Source organism: Thioalkalivibrio nitratireducens DSM 14787 (genome assembly GCF_000321415.2).
In the GTDB taxonomy this organism is placed as follows: Bacteria; Pseudomonadota; Gammaproteobacteria; order Ectothiorhodospirales; family Ectothiorhodospiraceae; genus Thioalkalivibrio; species Thioalkalivibrio nitratireducens.
Map to the genome: position 1 here is coordinate 772,786 of NC_019902.2, position 16,199 is coordinate 788,984.

At 66.1% G+C, this 16,199-nt stretch carries 20 protein-coding genes; 15 read left to right on the plus strand and 5 right to left on the minus strand.

Annotated features, from left to right (window positions below):
* Positions 1-48: 48 nt before the first annotated feature.
* The 5 genes from tusB to dsrA form a co-directional block, all read right to left on the minus strand.
* Positions 49-357, minus strand: a complete 309-nt coding sequence (gene tusB / locus TVNIR_RS03985) for a sulfurtransferase complex subunit TusB (RefSeq protein WP_211263144.1) — start codon at positions 355-357, stop codon at positions 49-51.
* Positions 358-367: 10 nt separating this feature from the next.
* The gene (tusC, locus tag TVNIR_RS03990) at positions 368-760 is read right to left on the minus strand and encodes a sulfurtransferase complex subunit TusC (protein ID WP_015257690.1); all 393 of its coding nucleotides are present in this window, start codon (positions 758-760) and stop codon (positions 368-370) included.
* 97 nt (positions 761-857) lie between these two features.
* Positions 858-1,250, minus strand: a complete 393-nt coding sequence (tusD, locus tag TVNIR_RS03995; RefSeq protein ID WP_015257691.1) for a sulfurtransferase complex subunit TusD — start codon at positions 1,248-1,250, stop codon at positions 858-860.
* Positions 1,251-1,338: 88 nt separating this feature from the next.
* A complete protein-coding gene (dsrB, locus tag TVNIR_RS04000) occupies positions 1,339-2,415 on the minus strand; it encodes a dissimilatory-type sulfite reductase subunit beta (protein ID WP_015257692.1) in 1,077 nt (358 codons plus the stop codon).
* A 59-nt stretch (positions 2,416-2,474) separates the two neighbouring features.
* The gene (dsrA, locus tag TVNIR_RS04005; protein WP_015257694.1) at positions 2,475-3,740 is read right to left on the minus strand and encodes a dissimilatory-type sulfite reductase subunit alpha; all 1,266 of its coding nucleotides are present in this window, start codon (positions 3,738-3,740) and stop codon (positions 2,475-2,477) included.
* A 501-nt stretch (positions 3,741-4,241) separates the two neighbouring features.
* On the opposite strand from dsrA, the gene TVNIR_RS04010 reads away from it, so the two are divergent.
* From TVNIR_RS04010 to hisS, 15 genes are all read left to right on the plus strand, one after another.
* Positions 4,242-5,165, plus strand: coding sequence for a TauD/TfdA family dioxygenase (locus tag TVNIR_RS04010; protein WP_015257695.1), 924 nt, complete (start codon positions 4,242-4,244; stop codon positions 5,163-5,165).
* A 9-nt stretch (positions 5,166-5,174) separates the two neighbouring features.
* A complete protein-coding gene (locus TVNIR_RS04015; RefSeq protein ID WP_015257696.1) occupies positions 5,175-5,366 on the plus strand; it encodes a hypothetical protein in 192 nt (63 codons plus the stop codon).
* Positions 5,367-5,378: 12 nt separating this feature from the next.
* Positions 5,379-6,059 (plus strand): type I-MYXAN CRISPR-associated protein Cas6/Cmx6, encoded by a 681-nt coding sequence (gene cas6, locus TVNIR_RS04020; protein WP_015257697.1) that lies wholly within the window; start codon positions 5,379-5,381, stop codon positions 6,057-6,059.
* A gap of 173 nt (positions 6,060-6,232) precedes the next feature.
* Positions 6,233-6,574 carry a TusE/DsrC/DsvC family sulfur relay protein gene (locus tag TVNIR_RS04025; protein ID WP_015257698.1) on the plus strand — a complete coding sequence of 114 codons (342 nt, stop codon included), beginning with the start codon at positions 6,233-6,235 and terminating at the stop codon, positions 6,572-6,574.
* Between the two features lie 123 nt (positions 6,575-6,697).
* The gene (locus tag TVNIR_RS04030) at positions 6,698-6,901 is read left to right on the plus strand and encodes a hypothetical protein (RefSeq protein WP_015257699.1); all 204 of its coding nucleotides are present in this window, start codon (positions 6,698-6,700) and stop codon (positions 6,899-6,901) included.
* A gap of 110 nt (positions 6,902-7,011) precedes the next feature.
* Entirely contained in the window at positions 7,012-7,791 is a 780-nt protein-coding gene (locus TVNIR_RS04035; protein ID WP_015257700.1) for a DUF3050 domain-containing protein, read from the plus strand.
* Complete coding sequence (locus TVNIR_RS04040) at positions 7,788-8,402, plus strand: hypothetical protein (protein ID WP_015257701.1); 615 nt, start codon at positions 7,788-7,790, stop codon at positions 8,400-8,402. The genes TVNIR_RS04035 and TVNIR_RS04040 overlap by 4 nt, the downstream gene beginning before the upstream one ends.
* 302 nt (positions 8,403-8,704) lie before the next feature.
* Positions 8,705-9,454: an RNA methyltransferase gene (locus TVNIR_RS04045; RefSeq protein WP_015257702.1), complete on the plus strand. Its 750-nt coding sequence runs from the start codon at positions 8,705-8,707 to the stop codon at positions 9,452-9,454.
* Positions 9,455-9,492: 38 nt separating this feature from the next.
* Positions 9,493-10,290: a serine O-acetyltransferase gene (cysE, locus tag TVNIR_RS04050; RefSeq protein ID WP_015257703.1), complete on the plus strand. Its 798-nt coding sequence runs from the start codon at positions 9,493-9,495 to the stop codon at positions 10,288-10,290.
* Positions 10,291-10,342: 52 nt separating this feature from the next.
* On the plus strand, positions 10,343-10,843 hold the full coding sequence (locus TVNIR_RS04055) for an Rrf2 family transcriptional regulator (RefSeq protein ID WP_043739266.1): 501 nt from the start codon (positions 10,343-10,345) through the stop codon (positions 10,841-10,843).
* A 167-nt stretch (positions 10,844-11,010) separates the two neighbouring features.
* Positions 11,011-11,442, plus strand: a complete 432-nt coding sequence (ndk, locus tag TVNIR_RS04060) for a nucleoside-diphosphate kinase (RefSeq protein WP_015257705.1) — start codon at positions 11,011-11,013, stop codon at positions 11,440-11,442.
* 158 nt (positions 11,443-11,600) lie between these two features.
* Positions 11,601-12,734 carry a dual-specificity RNA methyltransferase RlmN gene (gene rlmN, locus TVNIR_RS04065; RefSeq protein ID WP_015257706.1) on the plus strand — a complete coding sequence of 378 codons (1,134 nt, stop codon included), beginning with the start codon at positions 11,601-11,603 and terminating at the stop codon, positions 12,732-12,734.
* Entirely contained in the window at positions 12,731-13,522 is a 792-nt protein-coding gene (pilW, locus tag TVNIR_RS04070) for a type IV pilus biogenesis/stability protein PilW (RefSeq protein WP_015257707.1), read from the plus strand. The genes rlmN and pilW overlap by 4 nt, the downstream gene beginning before the upstream one ends.
* Positions 13,515-14,876 (plus strand): helix-turn-helix domain-containing protein, encoded by a 1,362-nt coding sequence (locus TVNIR_RS04075; RefSeq protein ID WP_157092182.1) that lies wholly within the window; start codon positions 13,515-13,517, stop codon positions 14,874-14,876. Before pilW ends, TVNIR_RS04075 begins: the two co-directional genes overlap by 8 nt.
* 43 nt (positions 14,877-14,919) lie before the next feature.
* Complete coding sequence (gene hisS, locus TVNIR_RS04080) at positions 14,920-16,194, plus strand: histidine--tRNA ligase (protein ID WP_015257709.1); 1,275 nt, start codon at positions 14,920-14,922, stop codon at positions 16,192-16,194.
* The last annotated feature ends 5 nt before the right edge of the window (positions 16,195-16,199 follow it).

Below are 16,199 nucleotides of genomic sequence, written 5' to 3' on the forward strand. Positions count from 1 at the left end.
GACTCCTGTTTGCTTGCGTTTCGGATGGATGTGCGGACCGGTCCGGACTCAGAGCCAAGCCTGAACCTTGTCGTGCTTTGCGGTCAGGTCGACGAAATCGCCGTAGTCCACGACCGCTATGCCCTCGATGAGCTGTTCGGGGTTCATGCCGCGGGCGAGCAGATCCGGCCCGAGGACGAATACATTGTGCTGACCTACGGCACTACGGACCATATCCTCGTGGGAGGTACCCCGGACGGACGCGTAGACGCCGTCCTCGATCAGCAGGATGTCGGAACCGGCTTTCGCGTGACCCAGGCAGGACGCGAGGGTATTGCGCTCGAACGGCGATTTGTTGACGGTGTGCAGCATGCTCATGACAACTCCCTCAGAAACTCAGAATGACGTCCTGCTCTTCCATCAGCTCGGTCAGGGCCTCGCGCCCCATGACCTCGACCGGGACCAGCAGGTCATCCTCGGAGAGTCCACGTTCGGCCAGTGACTCGGCTTCGACGTAGAGCTTCTCGACGTCGTAGCCCTCCAGGGCGCGGTAGGTGGGCGAGAAGTTCTTCATCCCGATTCCCTGCGTTTCCTGCCCCTTCTTCAGCTGGTACACGCCGTCGTCCAGGAAGACCATGCTGACGTCCTGTTCGAAGGCGGCTGCGATCAGCACGACTTCCAGCGATTCCAGCGCATAGATGGTTCCGTACGGTGCCTTGCGGTTCACGTACATGAACTTCTTGATCGTGCCTGGACCTTCTTCTTCCCAAGGTTCTGACATTTCGTTCTACCTTCGATGATGATGGTTGCGTGGCCGGCTCCCCGGATGCGGGCGCACCAGCACGAAGCCGGCCGGTGCGGGTCGGCCCGTTGCGGTGTCAGTCGCCGAACACCACCAGGCGGTCGCACTGGATCCCTGCCTCGATCAGCTGGCCGAGGCCGGAGATCCGAAAACCGGGGGCGATGTTGTCACCGTCCTTGCCCTGACGCTTGGCCTCGCCCTCATCGAGCAGACCGCGGCGCTGTGCGGCGGCGATGCAGATTACCATGTCGACACCATGCTGTTCGGCCATTTCGGTCCAACGCGTGGTGATGTTGCGGTCATCTTGCGGTGGCACGCCGAAGCGGGTGCCGTTGTTCACGCCGTCATGATAAAAGAACACGCGGAAGACCTCGTGGCCCTTGTCGAGCGCGGCCTTCGCGAACTGGTAGGCGGTGTCCGAGGCCTGGTGCTGATACGGGCCCTCGTTGACCAGAATTCCGTATTTCATTCGGTGCATTCCTGTTGAGCCTGTTGACGAACCGGCGGCCCTGGGGGCCGCCGGTTCAACCTCTGCCGGGTCGGGGATTCGGCCCGGATCAGAACCGGATGTGGGTCGACGCGTTCAGGCTGTTGCGCGCGCCGCGCCAGTTCTCGATGTGGTACCGGGTGAACGGCAGCCCGGTCTTTTCGAAGAACGCGGGCCAGCCGATGCGCTCGATCCAGTCGTTGATGCGCTCCCAGTCCTGACCGTCTTCCTGGTACACCTTCAGGATCCGCTTCACGATCGCGGTGGCCTCCGGCCAGCGCGGCGGGTTGTTCGGAATCCCGGACGCGACCAGCTTCTGGAACGTCGGCTTGCCGCGGGCGTTGGAGTGGTTGCCGCCGACCCAGATCGCGAACTTGGTGTGCTCGGCATCGTTGATCTGCATCGGGGGGCAGGGCGGGTAGCAGGCGCCACAGCAGATGCACTTCTTCTCGTCGACTTCGAGCGACGGCTTGCCGTTCACCAGTGCCGGGCGGATTGCGGCGACCGGGCAGCGGGCGACGACCGACGGGCGTTCGCAGACGTTGGCCACCAGGTCGTGGTTGATCTTCGGGGGCTTGGTGTGCTGGACGTTGATCGCGATGTCGCCCTGGCCGCCGCAGTTGATCTGGCAGCACGAGGTGGTGATGTGCACGCGGTTCGGCATGTTGCAGTTGCGGAACTCGTCGATCAGTTCGTCCATCATCGCCTTCACCACGCCGGAAGCGTCGGTGCCGGGGATGTCGCAGTGCAGCCAGCCCTGGGTGTGCGAGATCATCGATACGGAGTTGCGCGTGCCGCCCACGACGAACCCGGCATCTTCCAGTGCGTTGATCAGCGGCTCGACCTTGGCCTCGTCGGCGACCATGTACTCGAGGTTCGAGCGGATGGTGAAGCGCACGTAGCCGTCGGCGTACTGGTCACCGATATCGCAAAGCTTGCGCAGCGTGAACACGTCAAGGATGCGCTGGGTTCCGGCCTTGACGGTCCAGATCTTCTCGCCCATGTCGGAAACGTGAAGCAGGACGCCGGGCCGGGGATGCTCGTGGTACTTCCACATGCCGAAGTTGCGGCGCATCACCGGATGCATGTACTGGAAACCGTCCGGGCAACCGGATTCGATCGGCGGACGCATGGCTGGTTGTGACATCGATTACTCCCGCTATCTCTCTAATGCGTTGGGTTCGGTCAGGGTGGAGAACCGCGGGATCAACCCGCGGCGGCCTGCCGCTGTTCCATCTTGTGGCGCAGGTAGTTCTCCGCAGCCTCGTCGTACTCGTCCATGCGGATGTAGGAGCTCAGGCGCGGATGGTTGACCATGTTCGGGTCGGCCTCCAGGCCCATGCCCTTCAGGAAGTTCACCAGGCCGATGCGCTCGATCATCTCGCCGCAGCGCTCGTGTTCCAGTCCGTTCTCCGCCCAGAAGTCGATGATGTTCTCGGCGAGTTCGACCAGACCCTGGTAGTCCTCTTCGGTCTCGAGCTTCATGAACGGCACGATCACGGTACCCATCAGGTCGCCGATCTTCAGCGTGCGCTTGCCGCCGACGAGGATAGTCACGCCCTGGTCGTCCCCGGGGGACAGTGCCTTGGTCATCACGTTGATGCAGTGCATGCAGCGCACGCAGTTGCCATTGTCGATGGACAGGGTGTTGTCCTCGTTCAGCGTCATGCACTTGCTGGGACAGCGGTTGATCACGTCCAGGTGGACTTTGTCGCGGCCGTACTCGGCGACGAAGTTCTTGACCTCTTCCTGGTCGATCTTGATGTCGTCGCGCCAGGTGCCGATCACCGCAAAGTCGGAGCGCTCGATCGCGTTCACGCAGTCGTTCGGGCAGCCGGACACCTTGAACTTGAACTTGTACGGCAGCGACGGGCGGTGCACGTCGTCGGTGAAGCGGTTCAGCAGCGTGCGGTGGATGCGCTGCTCGTTCGCGCAGGACTGCTCGCAGCGCGCCGCGCCAACACAGGACATGCCGGTACGCACGCAGGGGCCGGCGCCGCCGAGGTCGAAGCCGTATTCGTTGATTTCGTCAAAGAAGGACTGGGTGTTCGTGGTGTTCACGCCGATGAACATCGCGTTGCCGGTCTGGCCATGGAAGGTCACCAGGCCCGACCCGAACTTCTCCCAGCTGTTGGCGAGCTGGCGCAGAATGTCGGTGGTGTAGAAGTTGCCGGCCGGCGGCTGTACCCGCACGGTGTGGAACTCGCGCGACTCGGGGAACGACTTGGCGACCTCGGAGAAGCGCGGGATGATCCCGGAACCGTAGCCGAATACCGACACCGTGCCGCCCTTCCAGTAGCCCTTGCGGGTTTCGTAGGAATGCTCGAGCTGACCCAGCAGGTCGTTGCTCACGTTCTTGATCCGGTCATCCGGATGTTCGTCACGAAGGCGCTTGATTCCCGAGATGAAGCTCGGCCAGGGGCCGTTTTCCAACTCGTCGAGCATGGGGGTCGGATGATGTTGGTTCGCCATGGCGGTCTCCTTGTTCGGGTTCTGGATGCGGGCCGGCTCGAGTCACTCGGGTCGACACGTTGCGATAGTTTAGCCGGTTCGAGCCCGTCGTCGAGGGTTCGGCTTGGCCGCTTTTGCCACTGCGGAGGCGATCCCGCGGCGAGGATCCCTCGTCACACGGTCGGTTACTCTAGGATCCAGCGAGCGGCGAAAACATCCTACTCATGGGGGAGGGTAATGGGGGGGCTCTATCCCTCCCGAGATATACGGGGCCCGGGGAATGCCGAGGCGCGGTGTCGAGGCGTCGCGACGGGGTCGCCCGGCCCGCATCAATTCCGCGTCGGCGGCGGGGTCGGGGCGCCATCCGCCCGCCGGAAAGCCCTCTATCCCGGAAGGATAGTTGTGGTGATCCTGCAGCGCACTACACTGCGCCCACCGCAGGCCGCGTCCTGCTTTCGGGAGGTCCGCGCCCGATGGTCGGCTCGATGTGCGGCCAGAAGACCATAACGCGTCGAACAAATGATGACCAGTGCCACACCTCAACACCAGCACGCTGCGCCCGCCGGGAGGCCTTTTGACCTCGGTGACGATGCAGCCTATCGACGCTGGCGGGCCGACAAGCTGCGCCGCTTTCCGCAAGCGCTGGGCGCGGTGACGGTGGACGTGGAAGACATCGCCCGCCCGAGCGCCGGGGAACGCGCGGCGCTGACCGACGCGATCCAGCGGGCGAACATGGTGATCTACCGGTGCCGGGCGCCCGGCACCGACCGAGGGTCGGTGCGTGCGTTCGGGCGGGCGCTGGGGCTGGAGCGCGTCGACGAGCACCTGTGTGCCGACGACGACGGGGTCAGCGAATTGCAGGTCAGCGACGGCAATGGTCACCAGGCCGACTACATCCCCTATACCGATCGCCCGCTGAGCTGGCATTGCGACGGCTACTACAACGAGTCGGCACGGACCATCCGCGCGATGCTGCTGCACTGCGCACGCGATGCGGCTGAAGGTGGCGAGAACGGACTCGTCGACCACGAGATGCTGTACATTGCGCTGCGCGACCGCTATCCCGAGTACCTGGCGGCGCTGATGCACCCCGAGGCACTGACGATTCCCGCCAATGTCCAGGATGGGCAGGTGCTGCGTCCGGAGCGGACCGGTCCGGTGTTCAGCGTGGATCCGGCGACTGGGGCGCTGCACATGCGTTATACCGCGCGCGGACGGAACGTGCGCTGGCGCGACGACGCAACGACGCGGGAGGCGGCCGCTCGGATCACGCAGATGCTCGAGTCGGAAGACGTTCCGGTGTTCCGGTGCCGGCTCGCACCCGGCGAGGGACTCCTTTGTAATAATGTGCTGCACAACCGTACGGGGTTCCGGGACGATGCGGAGGGCGGCCGGCAGCGACTGGTCTACCGTGTCCGATTCCTGGACCGTGTGGCGGAAACCTGAGGTATTGCGATGATTTGGCTGAGCGAGATGCTGATGCAGAACCAGGATCTCGAATCCTTCGAACAGCTGCTGGAACTCGTGCGTGAGCGTGCCCGCGAGGGGGAACGCTTCCTGAGTTCCGATGTGCGGCCCCCGTTCCCGGACACGCCGATGGACTGGGAGGAGCGCATCGAGGCGGCCTTTACCTCGGCGAGCGGCTGAATGGGAGCCGGGATGTTCTGGGACGATTCGCCGCGGGACGAACTCGCCGGGCTGCGTGACGTCGTCGACGTCGCGTATCGGATCGACTGCCCCCGCCTGCCTCTGGATCATGCGCATGCGTTGTCTTCGGCGCTGCTCGAGCTGCTGCCCTGGCTGGGCACCGAGGACCACGCGGGCGTGCATCTGATTCACGGCGCGGAGTCCGGCAACGGGTGGATGCGTCCGCAGGATCCGGAGCGCGACCTGCTGCACCTGTCCCGGCGGGCCCGGCTGCGGCTGCGCGTGCCCGTGGCGCGCGTCGACGAGGCCGCGACGCTGATCGGCCGGACGCTCGAGGTGTCGGGGTTCGGGATCGGCGTGGGGCCGATGAATGTGATTCCGCTGGAACCCTTGCCGGTGGTGTTCGCCCGCCACGTCGTTGCGGATCCGGAACAGGACGAGCCGGCGTTCCTTGCCGAGATGGCGGCCGAACTGGGGCGCATCGGCGTGCCGGCTTCCAAGCTGCTGAGTGGCCTGAGTCACGTGCTGCGGGTGCCGGGCGGATTGCTGCACACGCGCAGCCTGATGGTCGCGGAACTCGACGCCCAGTCGTCGCTGCGACTGCAGCGCAGCGGCGTCGGATCCGATCAGGCGCTGGGTTGTGGCCTGTTCATCGGGCACAAGGACATTGCGCCGGTTCCCGGGGCGGGATAACCGGGGTGCCCGTCATCTGTGAGGCATGCTCCGCCGGGCCTCGGCATGCGTGTCCGGCGGTTTCAACGCAGTAGCAGTATCCGGGATCTGGGGCTGCCCGGGGGAGTTTCCCGGGGACGGATCCCGAACCCACCGTGAAACCTGTATGACCGAAGTCAAGGGAGGAAGACCAGATGAGTCTGGAAGTCGATGGCAACACCATCGCCACGAACGCGAACGGGTATCTCGAGGAACTGTCGGACTGGAGCGAGAAGGTTGCGGAAGCCATCGCCGCGAAGGAAGGCATCACGCTGACTCAGCGGCACTGGGACCTGATCCGCTACCTTCGCGACGAGTACGTCAACAATGGCGAAAACCAGCCCAACACGCGGACCATCGTCAAGGCCATGCAGCAGCTCTGGAGCGACAAGAGCGTCGATGCCAAGACCGTCTATGACCTCTTCCCGCTCGATCCCAGCAAGCAGGGTGGCCGTATCGCCGGCCTGCCCGAGAGCCGGCGCAAGGGCGGATACTGACGCAACCCCGCGCCGGCGACCTATCCCCTAAGGGAGGTTAAGCGCCCCGTCGGCCGGTGTTAGAGTCGCGCTGGCCACGGGGTTTGTGCGACTGCCACCCCACCACCTTGGAGACACGCAACCATGAGCAATAAGCAGGCACTGATCAAGGAAATGCTGGAAATGCAGAAGCGTTTCATGGAATACGAGCACCAGAACGGTGTCGATCCGGTCGACTACTACATTGCGCCCGAGGGTCATCCCCTTCATGGCTACCACAAGCGTTATCGCGACATCGCGATGCAGCTGGTGGATATTGCCCACGAGGATAAGGGCTCGCACCGCTGAGTTCCGACCGGATGGATGCGGACGGTATGCAACCGGGCCGCATCCACCGTGTTCCCGGCACCTCCACGTTGCCGTCTTGCCCCGCAATGCCCACCGCCCAGGGTATCCCCATGCCCCAGCCTACCGGTTTCGACCCGAAGGTTCTCGAGCCGCTGCGCAAGCGCCTCGACGAGCATCCGGTCTATGGTCTGCGCGATCTCGATGCGCTGCGCCATTTCATGGAACATCATGTCTATTCGGTCTGGGATTTCATGTCCCTGATCAAGTACCTGCAAGGGCATCTGGCACCAGTGCGGCAGCCGTGGACGCCAAGCGGAGATGCCGCGGTACGCCGGTTCATCAACGAACTCGTGCTGGAAGAGGAGTCCGACGCGGTGCCGGGTCCCGGCGGCGTGGACCGCCACATGAGTCACTTCGAACTGTACTGTGAAGCGATGGAGGAACTTGGTGCGGATCCCGAACGCCCGCGGCGATTCGTGGCGATGGCCTCGGAACGGGGGATCGATGCAGCGCTGGCTGCGGGGATCGCACCGGAACCGGCGGCCCGTTTCATGCGTTCCACCTTTGACTTCATCGCCAGTGGCAAGCCGCACGTGGTGGCCGCCGCGCTGGCCCTCGGGCGTGAACACGTGATTCCGGGGATGTTCCGCAGCTTCCTGCGCGAGATGGGGGTCGGGTCCGGCGCGGCCCCGCAGTTCCATTTCTATCTCAACCGGCACATCCACCTCGACGAGGACTTTCACGGGCCGATGTCGCTGCGGATGCTGGATCTGCTGTGCGCCGGGGACCCGACCAGGCTCGCCGAGGCCCGAGCTGCGGCCGGCACTGCGCTGGAGGCGCGAATCGAGTTCTGGGACGGGGTCCACGCCCGGTTGCGGGAGGCCGCATGAGCCTGCGCCTGAGGGGGCGGTGGAAGCAGGGCGGACGCGAGCGCAGTCTTGAGGATCTGGCGACCGCGGCTGCGTCGAACGCGTGGCGCGCCGCCTGCAACGGCGTGCTGAACCTCGAAAACGAGGGGTTCGAGACGACGTCGCGGGCCCAGCGGCTGGACATCATCGAAGAGTTCGTCGCCTTCCTGGTGCTGGTGGCGGATCGCGTGGCCTACGAGCGGCTGGACGACGACGAGCGCGGCCGCTTCATCACGGCGATGGCGCTGCGGCTGTCGGGGCTGGTCGATGAGAACCGCAGCGATGCCCAGGGGCCGGGGCAATACCGGGAGCAGTTCATCGACAAGCTGAACGAACGCACGGGCCTCTATGCCGAGTGCAGCTACAGCGAGCAGGAAGGCCCCGGGTTTTCGATGCTCTGCGTGCTCGGAGACCGGGTCACCGATGTGCTTGGCCCGACCAACCGCAAGTGGGCCCAGGACCAGGTCGTGGCGATCGACGGTCCGGAGGCCGCGCAGGCTTTCACGCGGGCGCTGAAGTCGCTGCTGGGGGCCGCTGCTGCCAGTGGCCCCCGTGCCGGCGATGGACCGACGCGGCCCCTGGCCGACGACTGAGTGCGGCCAACTGGCGTTCCGGTCCCGGGCGGGGGCGTTCGATTCAGGGATTCGCGACGCTGCAGCGGTTCCGGTGCAGCAGTCAGGACGCCGCCGGCCCGTGGCGTTCGCATCTCGGCGTACCATTTCTGGGCTGTGGCGCCGCGCGTCGTTCGGCGCTCGCCGCTCCCGCGACCATGCGCTGTCCCGCCGGCCGCGCACCGGGACCGTCATCCGGATCTCCGCCGCGGGGCGGGGCATCCCGGCGCCGGTAGCCCCGATGAACCCTTCCGGATCACGTAACAGGGGGAGTGTACGGCGCCATGGAGGATCAACTCGGCCGCATCCGTGTGGTGCTGGTGGGTACATCGCACCCGGGTAACATCGGTTCCGTGGCCCGGGCGATGAAGGCCATGGGGTTGTCGGATCTGGTACTGGTGGATCCGCAGCGTTTCCCCGCAGCCGAGGCGACAGCACTGGCGGCAGGCGCGGACGACCTGCTGGCGCGGGCCCGGGTGCTGACGCGGCTTGAGGATGCGGTCGCCGATTGCGTCTGGGTGGTCGGAACCAGCGCCCGGCGGCGCGGCCATTCGGTGCCGGTGTTCGATCCCGAGCCGGCGGCGCGGGAACTGATCGCCCGTGCATCCGGGGGATCCGTGGCGCTCGTCTTCGGCCGGGAAAGCAGCGGGCTGACCAACGCCGAACTGGATCGCTGCACCGCGCTTGTGCAGATTCCCACCGACCCAGGTTTCAGCTCGCTCAATCTTGCGGCCGCCGTCCAGGTGCTGGCGTACGCCTGCCGGACCGCGGCGCTGGTGGGAGATTCCGGCAGCGCGCCCGGCGGCGGCGTGGAACGCCACGCGACGCAGGCCGAAATGGAGGCCCTGTTCGAGCACTATCAGCGGGTGTTGGTGCAGATCGAATTCCTCGATCCGGAGAAACCGCGCCACCTGATGCGCCGGTTGCGGCATCTGTATCAGCGTGCCGGTCTCACGGCCAACGAGGTGCGCATCCTGCGCGGGATCCTGACGCACACGGAACGCGGTGGAGGACGCCCGCGAACCGGGTCGTGATATCGTAGAATCCTGTCCCGATTGCGATGGCGCTCCCCATGTTCCAGCGGCTACGTGAAGACATCCAGTGTGTATTCGCTCGCGACCCGGCCGCGCGGAACTCGTTCGAAGTGTTCACGGCTTACCCCGGCCTTCATGCCGTCTGGGTGCATCGTCTCGCCCACGGACTCTGGCGCTGGAAGCTCCGCTGGCTGGCCCGGGTGCTGGCAAACGTCGGGCGCCTGATTACCGGCATCGAGATTCACCCCGGGGCACGGATCGGGCGCCGCTTCTTCATCGACCACGGTATGGGTGTGGTGATCGGGGAGACCGCCGAGATCGGCGACGACTGCACGCTGTACCACCAGGTGACCCTCGGCGGGACCAGTTGGGACAAGGGCAAGCGTCACCCGACGCTGGACGATGGCGTGGTGATCGGTGCCGGCGCGAAGGTGCTGGGGCCGGTCCACATCGGGACGCGGGCGCGGATCGGGTCGAACGCGGTGGTGCTGCGAGACGTGCCCGCCGACGCAACGGCCGTCGGGATCCCCGCGCGGGTGCTCGGTCCACGGCCGGAGCCGAATCCTCGGTTCAAGGCGATGGCCGACCGGATGGGTTTCGATGCCTACGGTCTGACCCGCGACATGCCGGACCCGGTGGCCAACGCGATTCACCGGATCGTGGATCACCTGCACGAGGTCGACGAGCGGATGGAACGCGCCTGTGAAGCGCTGAAAAAGGCGGGGATCGACATCGGGGCCGATGAAGAACTGCATCCGATTTCCAACTGCGATCTCGAGGGGCTTGAACCCGAGGAGTGCGAAATTCCCCCACGCAAGACCTCGGGAAATACCTGATCGACTCCATTCGGTACCATTCTCTGCCTGGATACCGGAGTGCGTGACCGCGATGAAACTGACCACGAAGGGACGTTACGCCGTGACTGCAATGCTCGATGTCGCGATGCATGCGGAGCAGCGGCCGGTGTCCCTTGCCGACGTGGCCAGGCGGCAGCACCTGTCGCTCTCCTACCTCGAGCAGCTCTTCGCGCGCCTGCGGCGCAAGGGGCTGGTGAGCAGCAGCCGGGGGCCCGGTGGCGGCTATCGCCTGAGTCGCCGGTCCGACGCGATCACGGTGGCCGAGATCATCCTGGCGGTTGACGAACCGGTGGACGTGACCCGTTGCGGAGGGCAGGCCAACTGTACCCATCGCTCGCAGTGCCTGACGCATGACCTGTGGACTGACTTGAGCCAACAGGTCGAAAGCTTCCTGAGCGAGCGCTCGCTGGCCGACGTGCTGCACCGGTATCGGGAGGCGCGCGCGGCGCGCGAACGTGTACCGGAATCCGGCGATGGCCAGGCGGCCATTCCGATCGCGGCCTCGGCCGACACTGGCTCCAAGTCCCGATAACGTCGGTCATAACCCGTTCCAACGCATCCTCGCGCGAGTTCGGGGCCTGCCTGCGTCCGGTTCGTTGCCCTGCGTCCGGGCTGCCGCTAGACTACGCCGCGATTGCAGCGTTATGGACCCGCCGCCTGGCGGGTTCTTGTTTTCAAACACCATCGAGGAGATCACCTGTGGCCCAGGAGCGTACCCTGTCCATCATCAAGCCCGACGCGGTCGCCAAGAACGTGATCGGCGACATCTACAGCCGGTTCGAGAAGGGGGGGCTGCGGATCGTGGCCGCGCGCATGCTGCACCTGAGCCGCGACCAGGCCGAGGGCTTCTACGCGGTGCACCAGGAACGCCCGTTTTTCCGGGATCTGGTGGATTTCATGATCTCGGGTCCGGTGATGGTGCAGGTGCTGGAAGGTGACGATGCGATTCGGCGGCATCGTGACATCATGGGCGCCACCAACCCGAAGGAAGCGGCCCCGGGAACCATCCGGGCGGACTTCGCGACCAGCATCGACGAGAACGCAGTCCACGGCTCCGATGGCCCGGATACCGCGAAGACCGAGATCGCCTTCTTTTTCGACGACAGCGCCATTTGTCCACGCACCCGCTAGCGGGAAGAGGCCCCGGGTCCCTGATGGCGGTATGTACCCCGGGGTCCGGTCGGATACGGCCAGCGGGTCTGGCGGTCAAGCACCGTCTGCCGGTGGCCGCGAATGCGCTCGAGCCTTCGGTGCATTACACTAGCGCTCTCGCTGCCTGAACAGAAGCCATGTCAGTATCGCCCGCCAACCGACTGAATTTGCTGGGAATGCCGCGCCAGCGCCTTGCCGGCCAGTTCGAGAGCTGGGGTGAGCGCGGGTTTCGTGCGACCCAGCTGGTCAAATGGATCCACCAGCGTGGCGTCACCGACTTTGCCGCAATGACCGACCTTTCCAAGACGCTGCGCGAGCAACTTGGTCTGCTGGCGGCTGTCGAACTGCCCGAGATCGCGCTGGAGCGGCGCTCGGATGACGGTACGGTGAAGTGGGTGCTGCGTCTGGCGGACGGGAACGCTATCGAGACCGTCTACATCCCGGAAGACGACCGCGGAACGCTGTGCATCTCTTCGCAGGTCGGATGTGCGCTCGACTGTACGTTCTGCTCGACCGCGCAGCAGGGGTTCAACCGCAACCTGAGCGCGCACGAGATCATCGGGCAGCTGTGGCTGGCCAACCAGCGTGTTCCGGTTCCGGAAGGCCGCTCGCGGGCGGTTACCAACGTGGTGTTCATGGGCATGGGGGAGCCGCTGGCGAACCTCGATGCGGTTGTCGACGCGATCGACCTGATGCTGGACGATAACGCCTACGGGCTCAGCAAGCGGCGGGTCACGGTGAGCACGTCGGGCCTGGTGCCGGCGCTGGATCGCCTGGGTGCGGCCACCGACGTGGCGCTGGCGGTGAGCCTGCATGCGCCGAACGACGCCCTGCGTAACCGCCTGGTACCGATCAATCGCAAGTATCCGATCCACGAGCTGCTCAATGCCTGCCGGCGCTATACCCGTGACGGGGCACGGCACCATCGGGTGACCTTTGAGTACGTGCTGCTGGCTGGGATCAACGATCAGCCCAGGCATGCGCGGGAGTTGATGGCGCTGCTCAGGGATGTTCCTTGTAAAATCAACCTGATCCCGTTTAATCCTTTCCCTGGTTCTCCGTTCGTTCGGCCGTCGTCGAACGCGGTGCGCGTGTTCGAGAAGCTGCTCGACGATGCCGGTTTCGTGACGATCGTGCGCCGGACGCGCGGCGACGACATCGATGCAGCCTGCGGGCAGTTGGTCGGCGAGGTCGCCGACCGCAGCGGACGCGGAGCGCGCATGATCCGGCTCCACGCGGATCTTCCGCAGCCGATGGGTGTCCGCGCATGAGCCGGCTGCACGCGCTACGGTCGGGCGGCCGGGCATTCGCCACCGGATCCTGGCTGCTGGCCGCTGGGTTGCTCGCAGGCTGCGCGGGACTGCAGCCGCAGGCCTCGGTGGACCAGCGTCGGGCAGCAGAGATCAACGCGGAGCTGGGGATCAGTTACCTACGTCAGAACGAGCTGACCCAGGCCCAGCGCTCGCTGGATCGCGCGCTGCAGTTCAATCCCAACCTCGCACTGGCGCATCTGGGCATGGCCTCGCTGCGCGAACGGCAGGGGGCGCTGGACTCTGCCGAGGAACATTACCGGCGCGCGTTGTCGCTGGATCGCCGCGACCCCTATGTGCAGACCAACCTGGGCGATCTGCTCTGCCGCCAGGGCGAGGTTCGCGAGGGCCTCGAATTGCTGGAACGGGCGACCGCCAACCCGTCGTATTCCGCGCGCGCTGTCGCGCTACTGAACGCAGGGAAATGTCATGCGCGTGCCGGCGACACCGAACGAGCGGAAGAACGCATGCGCGAAGCACTCCGGATCGATCCGCAATTCCCGGATGCCCTGTACGAACTGGCGCTGTTGACTTTCGAGGACGGGCGGCCGTTCCAGACCCGGGCGTTCCTGTCCCGGCTCGAGGCCCAGGGGATCGTGACGCCGGAGTCGCTGCTTCTCTGTTACCAGTCCGAGAGGCAGCTGGGCAATGCCGAGGATGCGCGGCGCTGCGCCGACCGCCTGAAGCGGGACTTCCGGGACAGCGACGAGGCGGCAAGACTCCTGCGCGAGGAACCGGGCCGTGGTTGAACGCAGGGAGAAGGAGCCAGTGTTCGGGCATCTCGACGACGTCGACGACACGGGCGACCTGTCCGCCGGCACGCGGCTGCACAGCGGCAACCCGCGCAGCGAGGACGAGTATGCCGCAGCGGTCGTGACCGGGCTTTCCGCAGACCGGAGCAAGCGGGACCGGGTGCCGACTCCCGACGCATCCGACGCGGGCATACCGGCGGTAGGTGGGTTGAATACCCGCGTGCCTCAGCCGACGCCACCGACAGGAGATCAGGACCCCCTTGCCGGCAGTCCGGGCGCGGGCATGCGCGGCGCCCGCGAACGTCGCGGGCTGGACGTTGGGACCCTTGCGATGCGTACCCGCCTGTCACGACGCATCATCGAGGCGATGGAAGCCAACCGCTTCGATTCGATTCCCCCGGCGTATGTGCGCGGCTACCTGCGTGCGGTTGCACGGGAACTGGGGGCCGACGCCGAGGGCTGGATCCGGGCTTACGAGGGGATGGGATATGCCGACCCGGTGGTACGGCCCACGGTGCAGCGCAACCCTTCCGGGCATTGGGGGCTCAGCGGGGCGGTCTGGTACACGATGGTGGCTGCGATCCTTGTGACCGCATTCGGCCTCGGCATCTATGCCTGGACCGAGGGCGAGCCGGAACGAACGAATCCGCTGGCCCGCCTCGTGACCTGGGTTGGCGAGATTCCGTCCCGGTTCGCGTCCGCGCCGCCTGAACCGGTGGCGCCCGACCACGAGCCCCTTGCCGGCGTATCGCCTGCCCCGGCAGTGCCCTCGGACGAAGGCATCGGCGTCACCCGGGGAGAGGATGGACGACCCCCGGGCCCGGTGACCGAGCCCCTGGTTCTGGAGCCGCTTTCGGGGCCGATTGCACCGTCTGCCGAGTTGGAGACCGCTCCGCCGCTTCAGGATCCCGCGCCGGCGGGCGCGCGCTCCCCGGCAGCGCCGCAAACGGTCGCGCCACCACGGCAACCGGAGCCCGCGGGCACCGACCCGGCTCCCGCGACGCCCCCCGGGGTCGAGACTGACGCGCCTTCGCCGGAAGTGCCCGTACCGGATACGGCGGTGACAGAAGCGCTGGAACCCGCTGTGGCGCGGCCGGACACGGAGAGCGCCGTTCTGAGCCTGATGTTCGAGGACACCTCGTGGGTGGAAGTCCGTTCGGCATCCGACCGCGTCGAACTTCGCGGTATCTACCATGCGGGCGACGAGCAGCGCGTGGTCGTGGAACTGCCGGCGCGGGTGGTGCTGGGCAACGCACCGGGCGTGCGCCTGGTGCGCGACGCCGCGCCCCTCGATCTGGCGCCGCACACGCGCGGCGACCGCACCGCCCGATTCAGCGTGGAAGTCGAATGATGGTCGCCCGCACCCGTACCGGGGGTGGTAGGAGCTGCCAACCATGAAGGCGATCCAATCGATCCGGGGGATGCACGACACCCTGCCCGAAACCGTCCACGTGTGGCAGCACCTCGAGGGGCGGCTCCGTGCGCTGCTCGATGCCTACGGCTACCAGGAGATCCGCCTTCCGGCGGTCGAGTTCACCGAACTGTTCGCGCGTTCCATCGGTGATGTCACCGATATCGTCGAGAAGGAAATGTACACCTTCGAGGACCGCAACGGCGACCGGCTCAGCCTGAGGCCGGAGGGCACCGCGGGCTGCGTGCGCGCAGGCATCGAGCATGGCCTGCTGCACAACCAAGTACAGCGTCTCTGGTATCAGGGGCCGATGTTCCGGCACGAGCGGCCCCAGAAGGGGCGCTACCGGCAGTTCCACCAGGTAGGCATGGAGGTCTTCGGGTTGCAGGGGCCGGACGTGGACGCCGAGATGCTGGCGTTCACCGCGCGGCTGTGGAAAGCGCTCGGTCTCCGGAACCTGCGCCTCGAGCTCAACACACTCGGTACGCCGGCGAGCCGGCTTCGGTATCGGGAACGCCTGATCGGCTATTTCGAGGCGCGCCGGGACGGTCTGGATCCGGAAGCGCTGCGGCGCCTGCACGAGAACCCGCTGCGTCTGCTCGACAGCAAGCATCCGGATACCGCGGCAATCGCACGCGAGGCGCCGACGCTGCTGGACGATCTCGACGCCGACTCGCGTGCACACTTCGAGGGGCTGCGTGCGCATCTGGATGCGCTGGGGATCGCGTACACCCATAACCCCCGGCTGGTCCGTGGCCTGGATTACTACACCCATACCGTGTTCGAGTGGATCACCGACGAACTTGGTGCGCAGGGGACTGTCTGTGCCGGAGGGCGCTACGACGGCCTGGTCGAACAGCTGGGCGGGCGTGCTACTCCGGCGATCGGGTTGGCCATGGGCCTCGAACGCTTGGTCAGCCTGCTGACCGGGCAGTCCGCGGCGCCGGCGCCGGAAGGCCCCGACATCTATCTTGTGGTACCCGGCGACGATGCCCGGATCCAGGCGCTGGTGCTGGCCGAGCGCTTGCGAGATACGCTGCCCCGGCTGCGTCTGGTGCTCAACTGCGGTGGCGGCAGCATCAAGGCGCAGATGAAGAAGGCGGACAGGACCGGCGCTCGCTACGCGGTGATCCTCGGACCGGACGAAATCGCTGCCGGTACCGCTGTGGTCAAGGCGTTGCGCGATCCCGGGGCGGGTCAACTGACCGTGTCCCAGGACGACCTGGCCGCCCTGATGCAGGCCCGGCTGGACCGATGAACCGG

What these genes read in the sequence shown, in the direction of transcription:
- tusB (WP_211263144.1), bottom strand. Translation starts at nt 357, where the DNA reads ATGAGCATGCTGCACACCGTCAACAAATCGCCGTTCGAGCGCAATACC.
- tusC (WP_015257690.1), bottom strand. Translation starts at nt 760, where the DNA reads ATGTCAGAACCTTGGGAAGAAGAAGGTCCAGGCACGATCAAGAAGTTC.
- tusD (WP_015257691.1), bottom strand. Translation starts at nt 1,250, where the DNA reads ATGAAATACGGAATTCTGGTCAACGAGGGCCCGTATCAGCACCAGGCC.
- dsrB (WP_015257692.1), bottom strand. Translation starts at nt 2,415, where the DNA reads ATGTCACAACCAGCCATGCGTCCGCCGATCGAATCCGGTTGCCCGGAC.
- dsrA (WP_015257694.1), bottom strand. Translation starts at nt 3,740, where the DNA reads ATGGCGAACCAACATCATCCGACCCCCATGCTCGACGAGTTGGAAAAC.
- TVNIR_RS04010 (WP_015257695.1), top strand. Translation starts at nt 4,242, where the DNA reads ATGACCAGTGCCACACCTCAACACCAGCACGCTGCGCCCGCCGGGAGG.
- TVNIR_RS04015 (WP_015257696.1), top strand. Translation starts at nt 5,175, where the DNA reads ATGATTTGGCTGAGCGAGATGCTGATGCAGAACCAGGATCTCGAATCC.
- cas6 (WP_015257697.1), top strand. Translation starts at nt 5,379, where the DNA reads ATGTTCTGGGACGATTCGCCGCGGGACGAACTCGCCGGGCTGCGTGAC.
- TVNIR_RS04025 (WP_015257698.1), top strand. Translation starts at nt 6,233, where the DNA reads ATGAGTCTGGAAGTCGATGGCAACACCATCGCCACGAACGCGAACGGG.
- TVNIR_RS04030 (WP_015257699.1), top strand. Translation starts at nt 6,698, where the DNA reads ATGAGCAATAAGCAGGCACTGATCAAGGAAATGCTGGAAATGCAGAAG.
- TVNIR_RS04035 (WP_015257700.1), top strand. Translation starts at nt 7,012, where the DNA reads ATGCCCCAGCCTACCGGTTTCGACCCGAAGGTTCTCGAGCCGCTGCGC.
- TVNIR_RS04040 (WP_015257701.1), top strand. Translation starts at nt 7,788, where the DNA reads ATGAGCCTGCGCCTGAGGGGGCGGTGGAAGCAGGGCGGACGCGAGCGC.
- TVNIR_RS04045 (WP_015257702.1), top strand. Translation starts at nt 8,705, where the DNA reads ATGGAGGATCAACTCGGCCGCATCCGTGTGGTGCTGGTGGGTACATCG.
- cysE (WP_015257703.1), top strand. Translation starts at nt 9,493, where the DNA reads ATGTTCCAGCGGCTACGTGAAGACATCCAGTGTGTATTCGCTCGCGAC.
- TVNIR_RS04055 (WP_043739266.1), top strand. Translation starts at nt 10,343, where the DNA reads ATGAAACTGACCACGAAGGGACGTTACGCCGTGACTGCAATGCTCGAT.
- rlmN (WP_015257706.1), top strand. Translation starts at nt 11,601, where the DNA reads ATGTCAGTATCGCCCGCCAACCGACTGAATTTGCTGGGAATGCCGCGC.
- pilW (WP_015257707.1), top strand. Translation starts at nt 12,731, where the DNA reads ATGAGCCGGCTGCACGCGCTACGGTCGGGCGGCCGGGCATTCGCCACC.
- hisS (WP_015257709.1), top strand. Translation starts at nt 14,920, where the DNA reads ATGAAGGCGATCCAATCGATCCGGGGGATGCACGACACCCTGCCCGAA.